Source organism: Chitinophaga sp. Cy-1792 (assembly GCF_011752935.1).
GTDB lineage: Bacteria > Bacteroidota > Bacteroidia > Chitinophagales > Chitinophagaceae > Chitinophaga.
This window is the reverse complement of record NZ_VWWO01000001.1, coordinates 2,969,179-2,984,000: the sequence shown is the minus strand read 5'-3', so window position 1 is coordinate 2,984,000 and position 14,822 is coordinate 2,969,179. Positions and strand designations below refer to the sequence as shown.

Sequence of the window (14,822 nt, the reverse complement as noted above, 5' to 3'; positions counted from 1 at the left end):
ATATTATTTACTTGGTACGGTGTATTTTAGGATATATGATATTATTTCATCTTCATGCAGCACCTTTATAGCTGCAGATAAGTCGATGGCAGCCTGCGGCATGACCCCGAATTCTGCTTCGGCCGGGTCCTGAACGATACCGGTACCGCCAGCCCTGACGATACTCAGCAGTCCTGCGGCGCCATCATTGTTGGCACCACTCAGCAGTATACCCAATGCGCGGGAACCATATTTATCGGCAATACTGAAAAAACTTTCATCGATGGAGGGCCTGCTGAAATTAACAGGTTCCGAATAATCCAGCGAAAAGGTATTGTCTGCTTCTATCAGCAAATGATAATTCTGCGGCGCCAGGTAGATCTGATTTTGCTGTACCGGTTCTTTATCTTCCGGCTCAATGATCGTCTTATCTCCTGCCAGCAATCTGCCTAATTCACTATTAACATTCTTCAGCCGGTGAATGATCAGCACTACAGGCACTTCCGGCACGGCAGGCAACTGCCTGATGATACGTCCTATGACAGGTAAGCTGCCGGCAGAGCCGCCGATGGCAATGATATCGATTCCGGTTGCTGTTTGCAATTGTTTATAATTTACGTCTGAAAATTTTATTTACAGCGTCTATTACCTCAAAATTTTTTCTTTGTTTACTAAAAAGTAATGATTCCTTAATGCCTAAAGCCAGGTAGCCTCTGGGGGCCAGACTATCATAAAACAGCGATACCACCCGCTCCTGGAGCACTTTATTAAAATAGATAAATACATTCCTGCAGCATATCAGTTGAAATTCGTTGAAGGCATGGTCTGTGACCAGGTTATGCTGAAAGAAAATAATATTTTTCCGCAGGCCGGGATTGATGATGGCGCTGTCGTATCTCGCGGTATAATAGTCCGAGAAATCGTGGCGGCCGCCGGCCTGAATATAGTTATGCGTATAGTCTTTCATCCATCGGCTCGGCACTATGCCGGCATTGGCTCTTTCCAGGTTGGCAGCGTTCATGTCTGTTGCGTAGAGGCGGCTACGTTCCAGCAGGCCTGCTTCCTGGAGCAGGATGGCCATGGAAAACACTTCTTCGCCGGTGGCACAGCCTGCATGCCATATTTTTATAATCGGATAGGTTGCCAGTCTTGGTAAAACATCTTCTCTCAATTTCCGATAAAACGCGGGATCACGGAACATCTCCGTAACATTGACCGTTATAAATTCTATCATCTTCCTGAAAAATTCCTGGTCGATCATCAGCATCAATTTCAGTTCATCTAAACTATTTAAGCGCATATGGCCGATAAAACGAATAAAGCGCCGCTTCAGTGAGGCGGTCGCATAATTCTGGAAGTCGTAGCCATACTGTTGCTGAATGATAAGGATCAATTCACTTAGATCTTTATTGCTAATATCATCTATCATAACGGCATAAAAATACTAAGACAACCATACCCGGATCAATGATAACAGTTTGTTTCCATCTACAGGTTTGGTAATATAATCAGAAGCGCCCGCATCAATGGAGTGTTGTCTGTCTTCCGCCATAGCTTTGGCTGTCAGTGCTATGATTGGTAATTGCGTAAAACGTTTATCTGTACGGATTTTTTTCATGGCTTCATACCCGTTCATTCCCGGCATCATGATATCCATCAGTACAAGGTCTGTCAGTGGATGCTGTTCCAGGAGGGCCAGTGCCTCTTCGCCGTCGGCGGCGGTGAGTACATTGGCGCCTTGTTCTTCCAGCAGGGCACTGATAGAAAATACATTACGCATGTCATCATCTGCCAAAAGTATGGTTTTACCGCTGATAATATTCTCTGTATCCCTTATTATCTGTACGGTTTCCAGTTTCTTCGGGTCTATTTTCTGCAGCTTATAGAAGAAAAGTTCCAACTCGTCGAGCAGGCGATCTGTTGCCAGGGCGGAGCTCCGGACGATGGCCGTGGTATATTTTTTCAGCTGCCCTTCTTCGGTGGTGCTGATGTCTTTGTCGAGATAGGCGATGATGGGCGTATCTGTCACATGTGTTTTTTCGTATAACCGTTGAAGATCGCCCAATGATTCCGGTATTTCTGCGCCCAGCTCAAAGATAACGGCATCATATTTCTTTTCCTCCAGGAAGTTGATGGCTTCACTGATGCCGGTTACCTGATCATATTGGGTAGGGAGTTTTCGTGCGGTACTTTTATTCCTGATGTCGCTATCATCGCGGAAGCTGCCGTAAGCTACGAGCAGCACCTGTTTCAGCCTGGCATTCAGTTGTGTGCCGATGTCCAGGAAGAGGTTGTCCAGGTCTACCGGCTGCAAAGGTTTCTGCGTGTATCCATTAACGTTATCCGCGGTATTCGAAGAAATTTCGTTGGCAGAAACCACATGTACGAGAATATCTTTCAGGTCGTCGGAGCTGCGTAATATTTTCAGAATGCTTTCTCCGTCGATTACGGGGAGGTTCATATCCAGTACAATGGCTACCGGCTTGTATTGGCGGGCCATGGTAAGTCCTTCCTGGCCATTGTGCGCGATAATGGTTTTAAAAGATTTGCTATGGGCCACATCGCTGAGCATGGAAGCAAACCAGGGATCGTCTTCCACGATGAGGATGAGTTTATCGGAAGCATTGATATTATCGCGGTCGTCCTGTGTAACGCTCACAGGGATGACTGCTTCGGGCACCGGCTGGCGCACCGTCTTCTGCGGGGTGGATATATTTATTTCCACCGGGAAAACGATGGTGAAGGTACTACCGGCCGGACTGCTGCTATCCAGGCGGATTTCGCCCTGCAGCAATTGCATTAGTTCCCTGCTGATGGAGAGGCCCAGGCCTGTGCCACCAAACTTCCTGCTGGTAGAGCCATCTGCCTGCTGGAAAGCCTCAAATATAAGCTGCTGCTTATCTTCAGGAATCCCCATACCTGTATCGGTAACGGATACATGTACTTTACCGTCGGCCATGTACCAGGCAATGGTAATGGTCCCTTTCTCCGGCGTAAATTTAAATGCATTCGACAACAGGTTTCTCAGCACCTGTTCCAGGCGTTGTTTGTCTGTGGTAATATATGATGGTACATCAGGGGCAATCTTCCTGATAAACCGGATATTTTTCTGCTGGGCTACAATTACAAAAAGGTCTTCAATATCCTGTTGTATGTTTTCTACCTGTTCTTCTTCCAGGTGAAGGTCGATCTTACCGGCTTCTATTTTGGAAAGGTCCAGGATATCATTGATGAGGGTGAGCAGGTCGGTACCTGATTTGTGGATGATACCGGCGTATTCTATCTGTCGTGGTGTAAGATTTTTATCTCTGTCTTCTTCCAGTATTTTAGCGAGGATAAGCACGCTGTTGAGTGGTGTACGTAGTTCGTGCGACATATTGGCCAGGAAGTCGGACTTATAACGGCTGCTGGCTTCCAGTTCGGCAGCTTTGGCGGCGAGTGCCTGGCGGGCAGCTTCCAGTGCGTGATTTTTCACGGTCATTTCCGCGTTGACCTGCCGGAGTTCTTCTTCCTGTACGCGTAATTCTTCTTCGGAGGTTTGGAGTACTTCCGACTGGCGACTCAGTTCTTCGTTCGACTGGCGGAGTTCTTCCTGCTGGTTGAGCAGCACTTCCCTTTGTTCCTGTACCTGTTGCAGGAGTTCCATCACTTTTTCGCGGCTGTAGGCAGCATTTAAGGCAACGGCAATATCTTTTGACTGTGTTTCCAGTAATTCTACCTGAACGGGGCTCACTTCATGGAAGGCCGCCAGTTCTATCACACCTATGATTTCACTGTCGAGCCACAGTGGAATAAGCACCAGTTGTCTGGGGGAGGCGGTACCGGAGGCTGCCGTCACTTTCCAGAAATCGGGCGGAAGATCTGTAATTACACGTATGGTTTTGGATTTCAATGTTTGTCCGAGGATACCTTCGCCTGGGGCCAGTATATCCGGCACATTGGCGGGCATCCCAACTTTGGCGGTTAAACGCAGTTTCTGCTGGCTTTCGTAGTAGACATAAAATGCGCCGGCCACGAATCGGCCATAACTGACCAGTTCTGTCAGACTTTTCTCGCCCAGTGTCTGCACGTTCAGGATTCCCTGCAGGCTGCTGTTGAGCTGGTCCATGCCTACCAGTTTCCAGTTGCGTTGGTTGGCCTGGTTATTCAGTTCCACTACTTCATCGAGGTTGGCGTTGAGATATTCCTGAATTTTGAGGCGTCTTTTAAACTCGCGGTAGGTAACGGCGATCAAAACAAAGCCTACGAGCAGAATGAAGCCGTTATTCCATAGTAAGCCGAAGAATGCATTGTTGACAGACCTTTCATTTTCTGTTTCCCTTTGCATCAGCATCCTGTTTTCTTCTGATCGTATCACCACGAAGGTGTTGCGGATCTGGTCCATCAGGCCTGCTTCCTTTGTTGTAATTTCAGTATTCTCTTCGAATGTTTGTTTATAGATGTGATGGTCGAGTTCGTTCCAGAAGCTGAGAATGGCATTGATATTATTCTCCAGCGTATCCATATTGCGGTTTTCTCCCAGGTCATCGGCGAGAACGGCTCTCAGGGTGAGTAATGCCGGCGCCATTTTTGGCAGGTTGATCTCATAGGCCTGGAGGAATTTTTTTTCGAAGGTAGCGCGATAGCCGCGGCGGGACGCTTCCATGTCCAACAGCAGGCGATTAACGCGTTCCAGCTGGTTCAGCCCTTTATAAGTGCGCTGTACCCAGACGGATTCCGCACGTTGTCTTTCGAATGTCCGCCAGGTAAGGAATCCTCCCAGCAGCACCAGTAAAACAACCAATGCAAATCCTACATACAATCTATTCACTAAAGAAATCTTCATGCTATCTAATGAGAATACAAATATGAAAATAATAAAGTTGGGACTTAGCTCATCGGAGAATAAAAAATTTTATAATTTTGCTAAAAATATCAAAACTTACTCATATTCAATCTTTTTAACAATTCAAATGCATAGTTAGAAAGACTAATATTTTCAAGGGAAACCAAATCCATCCGATAATTTTCTCAGTATATATTATATATACGTAATAAGTTTTAACCGCCGATCTTTTGGAAAATCGATCTCGATTTGACTTATCCTGGAAAGCCCGTGAACGTTTGAAAGAATTTATGAACTATTGTCGTTTACAACCGTTAATAACGAGTTGTTAACGCGGTTAAAAAAAGCGCCACAAAAATGAGTAAGAAGATTCTCTTAGTCGAAGATGATGAAGTTATGCCAAAAATCATTGCCCGCATTTTACCGGAACCGGATTTCGTGGTAGATGTAGCGGTAAATGGAAAAGAAGCCATGGAAAAATTAGAAGGCAGTAACTACAATTACGACCTGATCATCACTGATATTATGATGCCATATGCCAACGGGTTCGAGATTTTAAGTAAAGTAAAGAGTCATAATCCGGGCAATCCGATTCCGGTAATTATCGTATCCAACGCGGGCAATGAAGATATGATCATGGAAGGGTTTAAACTGGGTGTGGATGATTTTCTGAAGAAGCCCATCATTCCTGCAGAGCTGATCCTTCGCGTGAAACGCTTATTAATGAAGAAGTAAACCTCCTTATATTTTGACAACGACTATATCCGACTGCTGGCAGGAGATACGTTATGTATACAGTAACGCCCCCCTGGCCATACAGGTTGCCATGATATTTATTGCGATAGCGGTTTTTTCCACCGTTATGGCATATCTGACTATCCTGAGAAGCAGGTATAAAGCCTATATGAAGCGGAAGCGGCTCAATAAGCTGCTTCCCCGCATTGATGAGTTGCTGATCGATGAGGTGATGACGAATCCGGACATCCCGCATGATGTTGACCCTGCAAAAGTACAGCTGAACCTGGCACCTTTTGAAGCGTTACCGCTGCATAAGCGTTGGGCAAGGGAAACCCTCACCGCCCGTATTATCCATTTCCGCCAGAACGTAAAAGGAAATATGGGTGTGCTGCTCCGAAACCTGTATACACAGCTGGACCTCGACAAAGACGCCTACCGCAAACTGAAATCCCGCAAATGGAACAGGAAAGTGGCTGCCCTGGTGGAGTTTACCAGTATGGACCTTTCTATTTCCGATGTAACGATCCTGCCGCTGGCCAATAGCCGTAACCGTGAGTTGCGCGCCGCCGCCCGACAGGCTTATATTAAGATCAGTAAGAACGAGCCGTTCAAATTCTTCGATTCTGTAACGGACCCGCTCCTCCCCTGGGACCAGGTGGAGCTTTTCCGTATTATCACGACCACAGAAGATATTGCCATTCCCAATTTCGCCAGATGGATCACCTACTCTTCCAATAAGAGTGTGGTGTCTTTCTGTATGAAACTGGTGGTGCATTATAACCAGTTGCCTGCTGTGCCCGCTATTATTAAACTGCTGGACAACAGGGACCACTATACGAGAGCAGATGCAATCGAATGTCTGGGCCGTCTTAAAGTAGAAGAAGTAGAAGATAAGCTGGTGCAGCTGTACACGAGCCAGCCATTGTTCTGTCAGATAGAAATACTGCGGGCTTTGGGACGCATCAGCAGTGGAAAGCATATTGATTTTCTGCGGAATGAATTTCTACATGCTACCGATTTCGACCTGAAAAAAGCTGCGGCGCGTGCCATTGTAAAAAATGAATGGATTGCCCGTGAAGTACTGGATGAACTGCTGGCTACAACTACCGGACAGAACCTCCTGATATTAAAGCATTGTATGAACCCGTTAATTAAGTATTGATGGATAGTATTACAGAAACGCTCAGGAAGATTTATGAATCCTCAATTTTCGTATATGGGCTGACGTTATTGCTTGTATATGCCATGCTGGCTATATTGTCCATCATTGCTATCAGGCGGTATTTGTCGCGCACCAAACAGCCACAGCTGGACACCCTCGCCTCTTCTCCGCTGGCGCCGGGCATCACCATCCTCGCGCCCGCTTACAATGAAGGCCTGACCATCATTGCCAACGTTCGCTCCCTCCTTACCCTGAACTATCCCAAGTTTGAAATAGTGCTGATCAACGATGGCAGTACAGACAACAGTATGGAGCAACTGATCCGTGAATTTGAGATGGTAGCAGTGGATTTCGCCTACAACGAAAAAATCAGGACACAACCGGTAAAAAATATCTATAAATCTAAAAATCTGGCTTACTCCAACCTGATCGTCATTGATAAAGTAAATGGCAAGAGTAAGGCAGATGCCTCCAACGCAGGTATTAACGTAGCATCTTTCGATTATTTTGTTTGTACAGATGTTGATTGTGTACTGCACAAAGATACTTTGCTGGAACTGATCAAACCTGTGATGCAGGAAGAAGGCCGCCGCGTCATTGCGGTAGGCGCTACCCTCCGCATCGCCAACAGCAGCGAGTTCGACGAAGGCGTACTCACGCGTATGCGCCCGCCCCGACAGCTGCTGCCACGCTTCCAGGAAGTGGAATATATCCGCTCTTTTGTACTGGGAAAAATGGGATGGAGCGCACTGAACTGCGTACCAAACGTATCCGGCGGATTAGGATTATTTGATAAGGAAGTGGCGATACGCAGCGGCGGATATGATCACCGCTCCTTCGGAGAAGATATGGAACTGCTGTTTCGCATGTGCCGGTATTGTGATGATAACAAAATGAAATATTCTGTCCGCTATATTCCAAGAACACTCTGCTGGACAGAAGGCCCTTCCACACTCAAAATCTTCGGCAGGCAGCGCACCCGCTGGGCAAGGGGACTGGCACAGCTCATGCTGGCGCATTCCAGTATGTTCCTCAATCCCCGCTATGGCAGGATGGGGTTTGTTGTGATACCTTATAACTTCTTCTTTGAACTGCTGGCGCCCATCGTGGAGCTCAGCGGTATCATTGCATACATCTATCTTGCCGTCACCGGACAGGTCAACTGGCCATACGCCATTCTGCTGCTCCTTTTCGTGTATACGTACGCGGTAATGATCAGCACCCTGTCCATACTCTGGGACCAGCTCAGTTTTCATTACTATAAAACAATGAAAGAAGTATTGTCTTTGCTGATCGTTCCTTTTCTCGAATTCCTGTTATATCACCCGCTGATCGTTTTCTTTTCCATCAGGGGATATTTCTATTTCCTTACAGGAAAAAGAAGTACATGGGGAGCTATGCAGCGACAGGGTTTCCAGAAGGCAAAGACAAACTAATATCCAAACATTTAACACATGGTCGGTACTATATTTCAGAATTGTGTTTTTATCTACGGCATCGTTATGCTGCTCACGTATGCCCTCCTGGCCATACTGAGTAACTATGGTGTACGCAGGTTCAAAAAACGGCAGCCGTTTACCGACTATTCCCTGTTGCTGGATTCTCCACTAACGCCCGGGATATCGGTGATTGCGCCCGCCTTTAATGAAGGCGTGACCATCATCTCCAATGTGCGCTCCCTCCTGACGCTGAACTATACAAAGTTTGAAGTTATTATTGTAAACGATGGAAGCACAGATGATACATTAGAAAAACTTATTAATGAGTTTGAACTGGTAGAAGTAGATTTCGCCTATAACGAACGCATTATCACCAGGCCGGTACGAAGGATGTTTAAATCTACCAATATCGCCTACGACAAACTGCTGGTGATCGATAAGGTGAATGGTAAGTCCAAGGCAGATGCCTCCAATGCCGGCATCAACGCTGCCGCGTTCGACTATTTCCTCTGTACGGACGTAGACTGTATCCTGGACAGGGATACATTGCTGCGCATGGTACATCCCTTCATGAATGAGGAACATAAGAAGATCAAAGAAATCGGAGAACCTTGTCCGGAATGTGGTTATGTACACGTAGAAGAAGATAGTATGCGTGTGATAGCCACCGGCGCCACGCTTCGCCTGGTAAACTCCTGCGAAGTAGACGAAGGCGTGATGGTGCGTGTAAAGCCGCCACGGAAATATCTTCCCAGATTCCAGGAAATGGAATATATCCGTGCCTATGTATTGGGTAAGATGGGATGGAGCGCTATCAACAGCGTACCGAATGTTTCCGGCGGATTAGGTTTGTTTGACAAGGAAATCGCCATCAAAGCCGGCGGGTACGACCATCAGTCATTCGCAGAAGATATGGATATCGTTACGCGTATGGCCAGTTATATGGTAGATAACAAACTCAAATATGCCATCCGTTATATTCCTACCAGCCAGTGCTGGACAGAAGGACCGGCAACCATGAAGGTATTCAGCCGCCAGCGCACCCGCTGGGGCCGCGGACTCGCGGAGATCATGACCATTCACCGGCACATCATTTTAAACCCCCGCTATAAGAAACTCGGACTGATTGTATTACCCTACAACCTGCTCTTCGAATTTCTCGCACCTATTATCGAATTTGCGGGTATTATTTTTTACATCTACCTGATATTTACACACCAGGTAAACTGGCCCTACGCCAAAATATTGTTACTATTTGTATACCTGTTCTCCATCACCATCACCACATTGGCGATGTGCTGGGACCAGCTCACCTATCCACATTACAAAACCTGGAAAGAGGTAATCGGCCTTACTTTCATGGCCTTCCTCGAACCAATATTATATCACCCGCTGATCGTATTTTTTGCTTTGAGAGGTTACTGGTTCTTCCTGATCGGGAAGAAAACTTCCTGGGGAAATATGCAGCGTCAGGGCTTTGCTCCGAAGAAGCCGAATTAAATTATATGATTTTGAGGATAAAGATGAACAAGTATATAACACTTATTTTGCTGCTATGCTTCACATTTGAGGCACAGGCGCAGTTTCTTAAAAAGAAAAAAAATCAGGCGGAAGCATTTTATGATCAGGCCGTTCAGGAAACAAAACAGCAGCATTATGAAAAGGCCATCGACCTTTCCCTAAAAGCGCTGAAAGAACAGCCCGACTTTATTGACCAGGAACTCCTGCTGGCCAAACTGTACATGCTCACACACAAGTATGACCTGGCCAGAAAATATACCAAAAGCGTGCTGGAGAAAGATCCGAAGTATAGAGATGCCTACTACATAGGCATTAATATAGAGATGACCACCGGGAATTATACAGAGGCAGAATGTTATGCAGATGAAGCCCTGGTGGTGTTTCCGGGCAGTAAAGACTTCATGGTGAAGAAGCTGGAGATATTGGGCATACAGAAAAAATTATATCGTGGTGATCAGTGGGCAGAAAATATACTGGAACATTATCCGGACGACTCTACTGTAAAAAGAGCTTATGTAGATCATTACCTGATGGCTGGCCTATATCATCAGCAGCAGGGAAATTTCAACATGGCACGACAGAGCTTTGATAAAGTACTGGCCGTAGACCCGCAGAACAAGGAAGCCCGTGAAGCCGGACTGGGTACGGAATTACGAGGTGGTAACCTGCCACACGCCCTGGATGTAGTCAATAATTTACTCACCGGCCAGCCCGATAATTATGATCTGTTGATGAAGAAGCTCGGCATTTTGCAGGAAATGCATGCTTATGCAGATGCCCTGAGCGTATTACAACAGATTTACAGAAGATATCCCAATGATGCAAAGGCACATAGCCTGGAAACCGCGCTGCGCATGGAAGCTGCAGCATATTATACTAACACCGATCCCTACTCGCTATACCTCTCTGTACTGGAAAAAAATCCTGGTAACAGAGAAGCACTGGACAAAGTAATCGGCTACAGCATGGCCAGAGGTGCCTATATGGAAGCACTTGCATGGATCAACAAAGGATTGCGTAGCAATCCTAACGATCAGCGTTTATTGAACTTAAAGATGGACGTTCTTGAAGGGGACCACCGCTACGGCGCCGCAGCTGCTATCGCTGAAGTGCTGTACCAGCGCGCGCCTAACAACGACCTCCGCGACAGGCTCGTGAACCTGGAAACGCAATCCGGCCGCCAGTACATGGCAGAAGAACAATACGATCTGGCACTGGCTAATTTCCAGACAGGGCTTAAAGTGAGTCCACGCGACACTACCCTGCTCGGACTCGTGATTAATACCTACGCATCATTAAAGGATAACAAAGCCGCGCTGAAAGCCACAGACAACGCATTATCCTTCTACCCCGACAATGAAAAATTCCTGCTGCGTAAAGCGGGCCTGCTTGAAACAGCCGGGGATTTTGATGGCGCCGCTGCCATACTGAATAACCTCAGCAGCCGCCATCCGGGTAATGAGAATTATAAGGGCAGTCTGGCTGAACTCAGGCTGGCAGCAGCCCGTAACCTGATGCGTGCAGAAGAATATGATCTTGCCAAACAACAGATATACAGCGTACTGGAAGTACAGCCCGACAACAGGGATGCGCTGGATTATATGATCAACCTGCAAAGTGCCACCCAGCAGCTGGACAGTGCCCTGCTTTACAGCGATAAAGCACTCAGCTACTACCCTAACGATAAGGATTTACTGCTGAAGAAAGCAAGTGTATTACAGGATGCAGGCCGCTACAATGAAGCAGCTGCTATCACCAGCGACCTGATGGCACGTTATCCTTATACCGCTAAATTCAAAACAGCCTATGTGAGCAGCCTGATGTCCGCTGGTACTGCCTATCAGCGCAACCAGCAGCCAGACAGTGCACTGACGGCCTTTGGAAAAGTATTGGAAATAAATCCCAAAGACTCACTGGCATTACTGTACAGCATTAACCAGCTGAACGGAGAAAAACGATATGACAGCGCGATGGTATACGTTAACCAGGCATTGAAGTATTATCCTGACAATGAAAACTTCCTGCTGAAACGTGTAAATACACTCGAAAATAAAAAGGATTATGCTGCCGCATCGCTGGCTGCAGATACGCTGGCAAAGCGTTTCCCGACTACGACCAATAAAGATTACTACGACCTGCTGGCGGTAAAGACCATGAAAAACCAGTTTGGGCTTTACTATCTCAACAGTACCTATGACTATACCGATAACCGGTATAATATCGCGACCGTTGAATACAGAAGGTTCATCAAAAAGGGCTCTTATGCTTTCCGGCTGGATTATGCCGGCAGGCAGAATGGTAACGGATTACAGGGAGAAGCAGAAATGTACTATGTGCATAATCCTAAGCTCTACAGTTATGGATTGATTACCTACTCCAACAAGGTAGTTTTCCCACAGATAAGGGCTGCCTACTCTATATTCAAGACCTTCAAACACGACATAGAGCTGGAGCTCGGTGCGAGATACCTGAATTTGGATAGTCTGACCAGCGTTTCCGGCGTGGTTTCTGTGGCAAAACCATTCGGGGATTTCTGGGTAAACCTTCGTGCCTACGTGATTAGTGAATCGCCAAAAACGACGACCTCATTCAATCTGACCACCAGGTATTACACAACACCGGCGCATACCGATTTCATATCGTTAATTGCAGGACTGGGAACTTCCCCGGATGACCGCAGCCGACTGATCAACTACGAACAGTTGTCGGGTCTGCTGACACATAGTGTGGCAGCTGGTTACCAGAAAGTATTTAAATACCGTACAACGCTGGGACTGTATGGTACATGGATCAATTCAAAATTAGCGGCTAATCAATATGGAAACCAGTATGACATCTATGTGGTGCTCATGCGCAAATTTTAGTAACCAATAATGATTCGAACAATGAGCAATATCCTTTTAACCATGTTACTGATCTGGAATAGTAGCTGTGGCACGGCCAACGGGGATATTAGTGTGGTCAGCAACGGACATAGTGAATACAGCATCGTAACACCGGCAGCCCCTTCCAAAGCTGAAAGCAAGGCAGCCACCGTGTTACAGGATTATATACAAAAGATCAGCGGCGTTAAACTGCCGGTAGTTAAAGAGAATAATTTTTCTGGCAGCACCGCCATTTTCGTAGGAAATACAGACCATACCAGTGGCCCGGAGAAGGTTTATGGAGATGGCTATTATATCGGTACCACCGGAAAAGCGGTGTATGTACGTGGTGGAAGCGGTAAAGGCGTTTTGTATGGCGCCTATCACCTGTTGGATACGTATATGCATTGCCGTAAGACATCCGGCGAAGCAGCCTTTGTTCCCACCGCAAAAACCATTACGCTGCCCGATGGCCTGAAGGATTTACAGGAGCCTGTATTTGTGTACCGGGAAAGCTACTATCCGATGAGTACAGACCCGGAATACCTGGACTGGCATGGATTGCAGCGCTTCGAAGATTTGTGGGGTTTATGGGGACATTCCTTCTTTAAGATCCTTCCACCCGACCAACACTTCGCGGCACATCCTGAATATTATTCCTTAGTAAATGGAAAACGTCAGGCATTGCAGTTATGCCTGAGTAATGAACAGGTATACAACCTTACCGTGGCCTATTTCAGAAAAGCAATAGCCACACACCCTGATGCCGTTTACTGGTCTATCTCTCCGGAAGATGGCCCAGGTTATTGTACCTGCGATCAGTGTAGGAAAGCCGATGAAGAAGAAGGCAGTCATGCCGGTGCGTTGATACGTTTCGTCAACCGTGTCGCTGCAGCGTTTCCCGAGCAGCAGTTTACTACGCTGGCCTATGGCTACAGCGCCAAGGCGCCTGCAAAGACCAGGCCCGCACATAATGTATTCATCTTCCTGAGTACCATAGATGCTTACCGACAGCAGCCATTGCAGACAATCGCCTCTGCGGCCGATTTCAGAAAGAATCTGACATCCTGGTCGCAGATGACCAATAATCTGTTTATCTGGGATTATACCACACAGTTCACCAATTACCTCTGCCCTTTCCCGGATTATGCGAACCTGCAGCCTAATATGGCGTATTTTAAGGCTAATCATGTAAAAGGGGTGTTTTCACAAGGCAGTGGTGAAACTTACGGCGATATGGCCGAATACAACAGTTACGTACAGGCGGCACTGTTATGGAACCAGGATGCAGATATCAAGGCGGTTACAGCCGATTTCATGCAAAGCCACTATAAAGCGGCAGCGCCTTATATCCAGCAATATGTGCAGGCACTCACCAATGCCGTGCAGCAGACGCATGCCGTACTGGATATTTACGGCAGCCCGGTTTACAGCGCAAAAGATTACTTATCGCCGGCAAAGATAGACCAGTACAGTAGTTTGCTGGACAAGGCCGAAGCGGCCGTGGAGCAGGACCCTGTGGCATTAAAGCATGTATATAAGGCGAGGTTATCACTGGAATATGCAGTATTGCAGCAATCCCGGACATATGGAACAGAGAAATATGGATACCTCATGCCATCCGGAAATACTTATGTTGTAAATCCGCGGTGGCCGCAGCGTGTGCAGCAGTTTGTGACCAACAGCAAAGCCGCAGGTGTCACTGAATTAGCTGAGGGCGGTTTGTCTCCCGATGCTTATCAGCAGGAATGGGCTAAGTTGCTGGCGCAGCAGTTTATAGGTGGCCTGGCATTCAGGGCGCCCGTGACGCTGGTAAATCCATATACGCCGGAATACAGTCCCATGAAGGAGAAAACCCTGACAGACGGTTTATTTGGCACGACAGACTTCAGCTATAACTGGCTATTTACCTATGGTAAAGACATGGTTGCAACGATAGACCTGGGTAGCAGCAAGCCGGTGAAGTCGGTCAGTATGAATTTCCTGGAAGATGCGCGGCATTACATTTTTGTGCCGGTGAGTATAAAGGTGGAGACTTCCGATGATGGCAGCAATTACAAAGTCTTTGGCACCAAACAGATTCCTGTGCCCGGTGAGGACTTTACAGCCAGTATTTCGCACTATCTCTTCACAGGTGCGGTTAACTCCCGTTATATCCGGGTTACGGCCGTTTGTGCGCCTCATTTGCCGGAATGGCGGGCTGTCAGTAGCAAACAGGCTAGCCTGTGTTGTGATGAGATTGTGGTACAATAAGTAAATTTATAAAGATAAAACGCTGACTGACAAGTTCTTAC

General features: G+C 46.9%; 9 protein-coding genes. 6 read left to right on the top strand and 3 right to left on the bottom strand.

Annotated elements, in window-relative coordinates:
* Positions 1–3: 3 nt before the first annotated feature.
* Genes F3J22_RS12135 through F3J22_RS12125 form a run of 3 tightly spaced genes read right to left on the bottom strand, consistent with a single transcriptional unit; the run spans position 4 to position 4,804 of the window.
* On the bottom strand, positions 4–582 hold the full coding sequence (locus F3J22_RS12135; protein WP_205195192.1) for a chemotaxis protein CheB: 579 nt from the start codon (positions 580–582) through the stop codon (positions 4–6).
* A gap of 4 nt (positions 583–586) precedes the next feature.
* The gene (locus F3J22_RS12130; RefSeq protein ID WP_167017460.1) at positions 587–1,408 is read right to left on the bottom strand and encodes a protein-glutamate O-methyltransferase CheR; all 822 of its coding nucleotides are present in this window, start codon (positions 1,406–1,408) and stop codon (positions 587–589) included.
* A gap of 15 nt (positions 1,409–1,423) precedes the next feature.
* The gene (locus F3J22_RS12125; protein WP_167017458.1) at positions 1,424–4,804 is read right to left on the bottom strand and encodes a response regulator; all 3,381 of its coding nucleotides are present in this window, start codon (positions 4,802–4,804) and stop codon (positions 1,424–1,426) included.
* A 357-nt stretch (positions 4,805–5,161) separates the two neighbouring features.
* Here F3J22_RS12125 and F3J22_RS12120 point away from each other — a divergent pair, with 357 nt between their 5' ends.
* The 6 genes from F3J22_RS12120 to F3J22_RS12095 are packed head-to-tail and all read left to right on the top strand — an operon-like array spanning position 5,162 to position 14,781.
* Positions 5,162–5,539, top strand: a complete 378-nt coding sequence (locus F3J22_RS12120) for a response regulator transcription factor (RefSeq protein ID WP_167017456.1) — start codon at positions 5,162–5,164, stop codon at positions 5,537–5,539.
* Between the two features lie 13 nt (positions 5,540–5,552).
* Entirely contained in the window at positions 5,553–6,704 is a 1,152-nt protein-coding gene (locus tag F3J22_RS12115; protein ID WP_167017454.1) for a HEAT repeat domain-containing protein, read from the top strand.
* Complete coding sequence (locus F3J22_RS12110) at positions 6,704–8,140, top strand: glycosyltransferase family 2 protein (protein WP_167017452.1); 1,437 nt, start codon at positions 6,704–6,706, stop codon at positions 8,138–8,140. The genes F3J22_RS12115 and F3J22_RS12110 overlap by 1 nt, the downstream gene beginning before the upstream one ends.
* A gap of 18 nt (positions 8,141–8,158) precedes the next feature.
* Positions 8,159–9,643 (top strand): glycosyltransferase family 2 protein, encoded by a 1,485-nt coding sequence (locus tag F3J22_RS12105; RefSeq protein ID WP_167017450.1) that lies wholly within the window; start codon positions 8,159–8,161, stop codon positions 9,641–9,643.
* A gap of 23 nt (positions 9,644–9,666) precedes the next feature.
* Positions 9,667–12,528 (top strand): tetratricopeptide repeat protein, encoded by a 2,862-nt coding sequence (locus F3J22_RS12100; protein WP_167017448.1) that lies wholly within the window; start codon positions 9,667–9,669, stop codon positions 12,526–12,528.
* Positions 12,529–12,549: 21 nt separating this feature from the next.
* Positions 12,550–14,781, top strand: a complete 2,232-nt coding sequence (locus F3J22_RS12095) for a DUF4838 domain-containing protein (RefSeq protein ID WP_167017446.1) — start codon at positions 12,550–12,552, stop codon at positions 14,779–14,781.
* The last annotated feature ends 41 nt before the right edge of the window (positions 14,782–14,822 follow it).

What these genes read in the sequence shown, in the direction of transcription:
- F3J22_RS12125 (WP_167017458.1), bottom strand. Translation starts at nt 4,804, where the DNA reads ATGAAGATTTCTTTAGTGAATAGATTGTATGTAGGATTTGCATTGGTT.
- F3J22_RS12130 (WP_167017460.1), bottom strand. Translation starts at nt 1,408, where the DNA reads ATGATAGATGATATTAGCAATAAAGATCTAAGTGAATTGATCCTTATC.
- F3J22_RS12110 (WP_167017452.1), top strand. Translation starts at nt 6,704, where the DNA reads ATGGATAGTATTACAGAAACGCTCAGGAAGATTTATGAATCCTCAATT.
- F3J22_RS12095 (WP_167017446.1), top strand. Translation starts at nt 12,550, where the DNA reads ATGAGCAATATCCTTTTAACCATGTTACTGATCTGGAATAGTAGCTGT.
- F3J22_RS12100 (WP_167017448.1), top strand. Translation starts at nt 9,667, where the DNA reads ATGAACAAGTATATAACACTTATTTTGCTGCTATGCTTCACATTTGAG.
- F3J22_RS12120 (WP_167017456.1), top strand. Translation starts at nt 5,162, where the DNA reads ATGAGTAAGAAGATTCTCTTAGTCGAAGATGATGAAGTTATGCCAAAA.
- F3J22_RS12105 (WP_167017450.1), top strand. Translation starts at nt 8,159, where the DNA reads ATGGTCGGTACTATATTTCAGAATTGTGTTTTTATCTACGGCATCGTT.